This window comes from Oceaniglobus sp. K40-3 (genome assembly GCF_055808395.1).
In genome coordinates this window covers 161,113-168,007 of the sequence record NZ_JBVVRW010000005.1, presented here as the reverse complement: position 1 = coordinate 168,007, position 6,895 = coordinate 161,113, and the positions used below count along the sequence as shown (strand labels likewise).

The window sequence follows — 6,895 nt, the reverse complement described above, 5'->3', positions numbered from 1 at the left end:
CCATTGCGCTGCTGAACAAACCCGACATCATCGTTGCGGATGAACCGACAACGGCGCTTGATGTGACGATTCAGGCGCAGATCCTGTTCGAGATGCAGTCCCTTTGCGCCAAAACCGGCACCGCGCTGATTTGGGTCACTCATGATCTGGCCGTGGTTTCCGGTTTGGCGGATCGACTCGCCGTCATGTATGCGGGCCGGATCGTTGAGCAGGGAACAACCACCCAGATCATCGAAAATCCCCTGCATCCCTATACAAAAGGGCTGATCGGGTCGGTGCCACACGGCAAGAAACGCGGGCAACCTCTGGCGCAGATCGGCGGCATGACCCCCTCGTTGGTGAACCTTCCCAAGGGGTGCGCCTTTCACCCCCGGTGCCCCCGTGCGGATGCGGCATGTCTCAAGGAACCCGCGTTGTTTGAACCCGTGCCGGAACGTCAGGTGCGCTGTTTCCACCCGCATCTTGAGGACGCAAAACATGAGGTGACATCATGAACCAACCAATCATCGAGATTGATGGCGTTTCAAAACGCTTTGTCGTCGATCTGGATCTGGCCGAACGTGTGGCAAACCTGATGGGTGCCAATCTGCGCAAAATGGCGGTTCATGCGGTCGATAACGTCAACCTGACCATCCACAAAGGCGAGGTTCTGGGCCTTGTTGGTGAATCCGGCTGTGGCAAAACCACCCTTGGCCGGATGGTTGCCGGTCTGCTGCCCCCTTCCGAGGGCGCAATTCGGTATCGGGGGCAAGACCTGACAAATCTGAACGCCCAGGAGGCCCATGAGGCCGCGCTTAAGATTCAGCTTGTCTTTCAGGATCCCATGTCATCTCTCAATCCACGGTTCCGGGTTGATGAATTGGTTGGCGAAGCGCCCCGCGCCCATAAACTTGTCCCGCGCGGCGCGTTGGATGGCTATATCAATGATACCCTTGCCCATGTCGGCCTGGACCCGGCCACGCGGCGACGTTACCCCCACCAATTTTCGGGCGGGCAACGGGCGCGCATCGGCATTGCCCGCGCCCTGGCGGTGCAACCCGAGGTGATCGTCTGTGATGAATCCGTGGCAGCACTGGATGTGTCGATTCAGGCGCAGATTCTGAACCTGTTCATGAAATTGCGCGACGATCTTGAACTGACCTATCTGTTCATCAGTCACGATCTGGGCGTGGTTGAACATATCTCTGACCGCATCGCGATCATGTACCTTGGCCGGGTTGTTGAATTTGGCACCAGCACCGAAATATTCGCACGGCCAAACCACCCCTATACCATCGCGCTGCTGGCCGAGGTTCCGACGTTTGAAAGCCGCAAACGCACCTATTCACCGATCAAGGGTGAAATACCATCGCCGCTGGAGCCACCGACAGGGTGTCATTTTCACCCGCGCTGCCCCCACGCCCATGCCCGTTGCAAGGTCGAAGCACCGGCATTGAAAGAAATCGCCCCGGCCCGCTTTTCTGCCTGTCATCTCAATGATGCAAGCGTCTGAAAATCCTCTGGCCGACAACCCACCGATCACACCCACAACAACGACCTGTGCATAAACCACCGAAAAGGCAGTAGAAATGACCGGCAATCCTGTAAAAGAGCCTTTTGATACCGGCTATCTTTCGGTTGGGGACGGCCACGATATTTATTACGAACAATCGGGCAATCCCGATGGTGTTCCGGTCATTCATCTTCACGGTGGTCCCGGCGATGGGTTGCGTCCGACCAATCGTGATTTCTATGATCCAAAGCAATACCGCCTGATTCAACTTGATCAACGGGGCGCAGGGAAATCCAGGCCGTCAGCAGGGATTGGCCATAACACGACCCAGCACCTGATCAGTGATCTTGAAAAGCTGCGCAAGGAACTGAAGATCGACACCTGGCTTGTGGCAGGCGGATCATGGGGCAGCTATCTGGCCATGGCCTATGGAATTCACTATCCCGCCCGCTGTCTGGGGTTGGTTCTGCGCGGAATCGTTCTTGGGCATCGCGATCAGATTGAGTGGTGGTTTAACGGGCGTTCTGTGCTGTTTCCCGATCTGCACGAGGCCTTTGCAAACTACATCCCCGAGGATGAGCGCGCGGATCTGGTTCAGGCCTATTACGTGCGTCTGGCTGATCCCGATCCGGGGGTCCATGGTCCGGCAACCGTCAGCCTGAGAAATTTCATGGGCCCCATGAGAAGCATGGGCGTTTCCGAAGATCCGCTTCCGCCCATCGACATGCACCATGCGCTGAACGTGGCGCGGTTGTGGACCCATTACTGCACCAACGGGTTCTTTTTCGACGAAAGCTTCATTCTGAAAAATATCGGCATACTCAGATATCTGCCCGCAGTAATCGTACAGGGGCGTTACGATGTCGTGACCCCCATGCGCGACGCGTTCAAGCTGCACCGTGCATGGCCCGAGGCCGAATTTGTCGCCGTGGCTGGTGGCGGGCATTCCACAGATGATCCGATCATCGCCGCCGCCTTACGCGGGGCGAATGACCGGATGTATCACCAAATAGCGGCGGGAAACGGCACAACCTAGGCCCCTGTCAGCAAACCCGAACCAATGAGACTGGCACCTTGAATGAAACCCTGACCCATCTTGGGACGACGATAAACGTGTCAAAGATCGCGGGCGTCAGCGGTAGGTGCGGATCGTTCCAACGGGTGCGCCGTCAGGTGACATGAATCGCAAAGCTTCCCAGCAGGACGAACAGCGCGATGATCAGCAGGATCAGGAAAATCTCGGCCAGGTCGGTATCGTCGGGCAGGCGTTCCGCGCGGTCAATGCGTTTGCGCACATGTCGCATCCGTGCCCAGGCCAGCAGGATCACCGCAGCGCCCGACCCCAGCAAGAGCAGATCTGACCAGCCCGGGGCGGGGGTGTTGCCCAGCCGCGCTGCCGCGAGGCCGAAACCGACAATGGCAACGGCCGTGCGCACCCAGGACAGGAACGTCCGCTCGTTGGAGGCGTGGGTTTCGAAATTCACGATCATCGCTGTCTCCTGTTTCATTGGCCCGGCAAACGCGCGTCCGGGGCATGGCGCATCAGGTCGCGCAAAATCCATGGGGCCGACACCTGTGTGCAACTGGCGCGGATCAGGTCGATGTCGGATGCCGCGCCTGTTCAGTTCGTCAATCTGTTTCTGAACGCACTAAGGCATGGGGCTGGCAAGCAAATCAAGTTGCGTTTCGGCCAAAACGAGGGGTGCGATGTGCACCCCTCGTTTGATCCCCCGTGACGTATCGGGCCAAGTATTATCCGGCCGCAGAGACATCCTCGGCGATGTGCTGGCTGCCGATGGTGTAGGTGGTAATCGTCACCGTGTCGCCGGTGTTGAAACCCGAGACATCGACACCCGAGTCGTTGTCGAAGTGATAGACGGTGCCGTTGTCCAGCGTCAGGGTCATCGCATCCTTGTCGGTGGATTTCACTGTGCCGGTCACGTTTTCCGAGTGGGCCGAAGCGATTGCCATCCCCTGGCTGTCGTCGCCGTCGCGTGCCGAATGGATGACCACATCGTCACCGGCGTGGAAACCTGACAGATCGATTTTCTCATCGCCACTGCTGGCGAAGGTATAGTTTTTGCCATTCTCAAGAGTGACCGAATTGTTTGCAGTGTCGACGGCCTTGATCTTGCCCATATGGCCGCTGGAACGGTCGGCGCTCATCGCCTGTGCCATGTGTTTGTCGCCTTCCGCGGCCCAAGCGATCGTCACCTTGTCACCGGCGCGGTATCCATCCAGAACCGGTTGGCGATACGTCTTGTCGCTGAAATCGTAGGTTGTGCCGTTTTCCAGGGTCACCGTATTCGCACCGTCGTCGATGGCGGCGATGGTTCCCGAAGTCGTGGCGGCCTGCGCAAAACCACCGGCGAACATGGCGGCCAGAAGCGCGGCGGAAAAGACGGATTTTTTCATTTCATCGTTCCTTTTTTGTTGCCCGCAGGCAAACGTTTCATTTTCGGCCCGGTTCTGCGTTGCGCCTGTTCTGCGGTCAGCTTGGTTCCGATGGGGTGTTTTTGACAGCGCGACTTGTCACGAACTTGGTGCGAACATTACAGATGCTCAAGGTTCATGCGAATTGTCGAAATCTGCCGATCTGCCCCGCCGTAAACGCCAGAGAATCGGCGATCCGCGCCTGACTCTGGTCTTGATGAATCGCCACGCCAGTGTTGCCGGGACCGAATCGTCAGGTGCCTTGAAAAGAGAAGGGGGCGACACATAAGGCCCGACCTTTGCACCGGCGGCGCGGCATTCGCGCAAGGCCGCAGGACGCGCGATCAACCCGCCCTAATGCACGGCCGTCGCTGCCGCGCCTTTCGGCGGGCGTTGCAGGAACAGCACCACCGGCAGCATCGCAAAGGCAGCAAGCCCGCTCAGCCAGAATGCATCCTGAAAGGCAAGCATCGTCGCCTGCGCCTGAACCTGAGCGGCGAGTTGCGCGGCCCCGGCGGGCGAATCCGGCGTCAGGCCGAGCGGCGCAAGATAGGCGCGCGCGGCCTCGCTGTAAGGTGTGATCCCGGCAGACAGGGCCGACCAGTGAAATTGCATCCGGCTGGCCACCTGCCAACCGACGATGGCGATGCCGACCGAACTGCCGATGGAACGGGTCACGCCGTAGATTCCCGATGCCTCGTCCTGCCGGTCCGGGCCAATGTTCTGGAACGCAAGGGTCGACATCGGCACAAAGAAAAGCCCCATGCCAAGCCCCGAAATGACCCCGGGCCAGGCCAGATCCCAGAACCCCGCCGTCAGATCGAGCCAACCCATCATGACGTTTCCCGCCCCGGTCAGAATCAGCCCGACCGCGACCAGCAGGCGCTGATCGACCCGGTTGACCAGCACCGCGCCGGTGAACACCATCGAAAAGCCCGCTGCGATGCCGCGCGGGATGAACAGATAGCCGGATTCCAGCACCGGATAACCCAGCAACCCCTGCACGAACAGCGGCAGGATCGCGATCGAGCCGAACATCGCGACGCCAAAGCCCATGATCGCCACGTTGGCGCCGGCAAAACTGCGGTCGCGAAACAGCGAGAAGTCGATGATGTTGTCGCCCTTGCCGATCCCGCGGATGACAAAACTTGCCGCGCAGACGACGCAGGCGATGGCCGCAATCTGAATCAGATGCGACGAAAACCAATCCCATGTTTCACCAAGGTCCAGCATCAGTTGCAGCGCAGCGATGGCCCCGACCATCAGCGCCAGTCCGACCCAATCCACCGAAAGTTTTCTGGTTTCCTCGTTCTTCAGCTCGCCCGAGATCATGACCAGAGCAAAACCCGCAATCGGCAGGTTGACGTAGAACACGGCACGCCAGGAAAAATATTCGGTCAGGATCGCGCCCAGTGTCGGCCCCAGCACGGGCGCCACAACAACGCCCAGCCCGAACAACGCCATGGCCTGCCCGCGCTTTTCCTTGGGAAAGCTGTCGAACAGGATGGACTGCGATAACGGAATGAGGAACGCGCCAAAGATCCCCTGGCCGATCCGGCAGGCGACAATGATCTCGACGCTCCAGGACAGGCCGCACAGCGCCGAGAACCCGGCAAAGCCCAGAATCGCCATTGTGATCAGCCGCCGCCGCCCGATCCGGCGCACAAAGAACCCCGTCAGCGGCATGACCACCACCGAGGACACGATATAACTGGTCAGGATCCACACCGTCTGATCGTTGGTGATGCCGAACGCCGCCTGCATGTGCGGCAACGCCACGTTGACGATGGTGCTGTCAAGCACCTCGAGCACTGCCGTCAGCACGACGGCAAGGATGATCGTCCAGCGCGCGCGCTGCGGGGCGGCGGCGGATGGGGCGATGGTTGTCATTTCGCCTTATCCATCGACGAGGTGTCGACCGTTGCCGTCACGCTGGCCCCGACGCGCAGTTGCATGGCCGCGTCCTGTGGTTTGCTGTCCAGCCTGATCCGCACCGGGAAACGCTGCGTGACCTTGACCCAGTTCCCGGTCGCGTTCTGCGGTGGCAAGAGCGAAAAGACTGCGCCTGAACCGGCGCCGATGCTTTCAACGGTGCCGTTGAGAGCAAGACCGGGATACATGTCGACCGACAGCGTGACCGGCTGCCCGGGCCGGATGCGGGCAAGATCGGTTTCCTTGAAGTTGGCGTCGATCCACCAATCTCCATCCTCGACCAGTGAGAAGACCGGCGCATCCTGTGCGACGATGCTTCCGACCCGCAAGTCGATGTTCGAGACCCAGCCGCCGGTTGGCGCGGTGATTCGCGAATGGGCAAGCTCGATCTGCGCTGTGGTCAGATTGGCGAGCGCGGCGCGCACCGCGGCATTGTCGTCACCATGCGCCCCGGCCTGATTCCGTGCGGCGGCAAGGGTGGCATCTGCCGCATTGACGGCGGCTTGCGCCTGATCGCGCGTCGCTGTTGCCTGATCCAGGGCGGCCTGTGCCACATCGCCAAGACGAAACAGTGCCTGCGTCCGGTCAAGGCTGACCTGCGCATCGGTCAGCGCGGCTTTTGCGCTTGCCAGATTGGCCGCTGCCGCCGAAACGTCCGACCCGGATGCGCCTGCGCTCTGCCGGGCAATATCGTATTGCGCCTGCGCCGCCTGAACCGCCGCGTTCAGCACAGCCGTATCGAGTTGCACCAGCAGATCGCCCGCCTTGACATGATCGTTTTCGGAAACCGCAACGCGGGTGACGCGGCCACCGACTTGTGGCGCGACCGTCAGGATATTGGCCTGAAGATAGGCATCGTCGGTGGATGGATATATCTTTTCGTGGTTCCACCACCACCAGAGGCAAGCACCAAGAGCAAGAACCGCGACAAGCAGAATGATGAATTTGAGGTTTTTCATGGTGTTTCTGTCCCAAGGCCGTGTTTTTCGTTTTGGTCGCGAAGACGGCGGGCCCAAGGGCCCGCCGTGGGGTGTCAGT

General features: G+C 59.9%; 7 protein-coding genes. 3 read left to right on the top strand and 4 right to left on the bottom strand.

All coding sequences use genetic code 11. The features are described from left to right. The 3 genes from AC0L7P_RS22665 to pip all read left to right on the top strand — a co-directional run. On the top strand, positions 1–494 hold a 494-nt coding region (locus tag AC0L7P_RS22665; protein WP_473436380.1), incomplete at its 5' end, for an oligopeptide/dipeptide ABC transporter ATP-binding protein. Beyond that, complete coding sequence (locus tag AC0L7P_RS22660) at positions 491–1,492, top strand: ABC transporter ATP-binding protein (RefSeq protein ID WP_473436379.1); 1,002 nt, start codon at positions 491–493, stop codon at positions 1,490–1,492. The genes AC0L7P_RS22665 and AC0L7P_RS22660, both read left to right, overlap by 4 nt. A gap of 76 nt (positions 1,493–1,568) precedes the next feature. After that, positions 1,569–2,528: a prolyl aminopeptidase gene (gene pip / locus AC0L7P_RS22655; protein WP_473436378.1), complete on the top strand. Its 960-nt coding sequence runs from the start codon at positions 1,569–1,571 to the stop codon at positions 2,526–2,528. Positions 2,529–2,661: 133 nt separating this feature from the next. Here pip and AC0L7P_RS22650 read toward each other — a convergent pair whose 3' ends face one another. From AC0L7P_RS22650 to AC0L7P_RS22635, 4 genes are all read right to left on the bottom strand, one after another. After that, entirely contained in the window at positions 2,662–3,054 is a 393-nt protein-coding gene (locus AC0L7P_RS22650) for a YidH family protein (protein WP_473436377.1), read from the bottom strand. 190 nt (positions 3,055–3,244) lie between these two features. After that, positions 3,245–3,907 (bottom strand): DUF1344 domain-containing protein, encoded by a 663-nt coding sequence (locus AC0L7P_RS22645; RefSeq protein ID WP_473436376.1) that lies wholly within the window; start codon positions 3,905–3,907, stop codon positions 3,245–3,247. A 372-nt stretch (positions 3,908–4,279) separates the two neighbouring features. Next, positions 4,280–5,815 (bottom strand): MDR family MFS transporter, encoded by a 1,536-nt coding sequence (locus tag AC0L7P_RS22640; protein WP_473436375.1) that lies wholly within the window; start codon positions 5,813–5,815, stop codon positions 4,280–4,282. Continuing rightward, the gene (locus AC0L7P_RS22635) at positions 5,812–6,816 is read right to left on the bottom strand and encodes an HlyD family secretion protein (protein ID WP_473436374.1); all 1,005 of its coding nucleotides are present in this window, start codon (positions 6,814–6,816) and stop codon (positions 5,812–5,814) included. The genes AC0L7P_RS22640 and AC0L7P_RS22635 overlap by 4 nt, the downstream gene beginning before the upstream one ends. Positions 6,817–6,895: the final 79 nt, after the last annotated feature.

What these genes read in the sequence shown, in the direction of transcription:
- AC0L7P_RS22650 (WP_473436377.1), bottom strand. Translation starts at nt 3,054, where the DNA reads ATGGATTTTGCGCGACCTGATGCGCCATGCCCCGGACGCGCGTTTGCC.
- AC0L7P_RS22635 (WP_473436374.1), bottom strand. Translation starts at nt 6,816, where the DNA reads ATGAAAAACCTCAAATTCATCATTCTGCTTGTCGCGGTTCTTGCTCTT.
- AC0L7P_RS22660 (WP_473436379.1), top strand. Translation starts at nt 491, where the DNA reads ATGAACCAACCAATCATCGAGATTGATGGCGTTTCAAAACGCTTTGTC.
- AC0L7P_RS22640 (WP_473436375.1), bottom strand. Translation starts at nt 5,815, where the DNA reads ATGACAACCATCGCCCCATCCGCCGCCGCCCCGCAGCGCGCGCGCTGG.
- pip (WP_473436378.1), top strand. Translation starts at nt 1,569, where the DNA reads ATGACCGGCAATCCTGTAAAAGAGCCTTTTGATACCGGCTATCTTTCG.
- AC0L7P_RS22645 (WP_473436376.1), bottom strand. Translation starts at nt 3,907, where the DNA reads ATGAAAAAATCCGTCTTTTCCGCCGCGCTTCTGGCCGCCATGTTCGCC.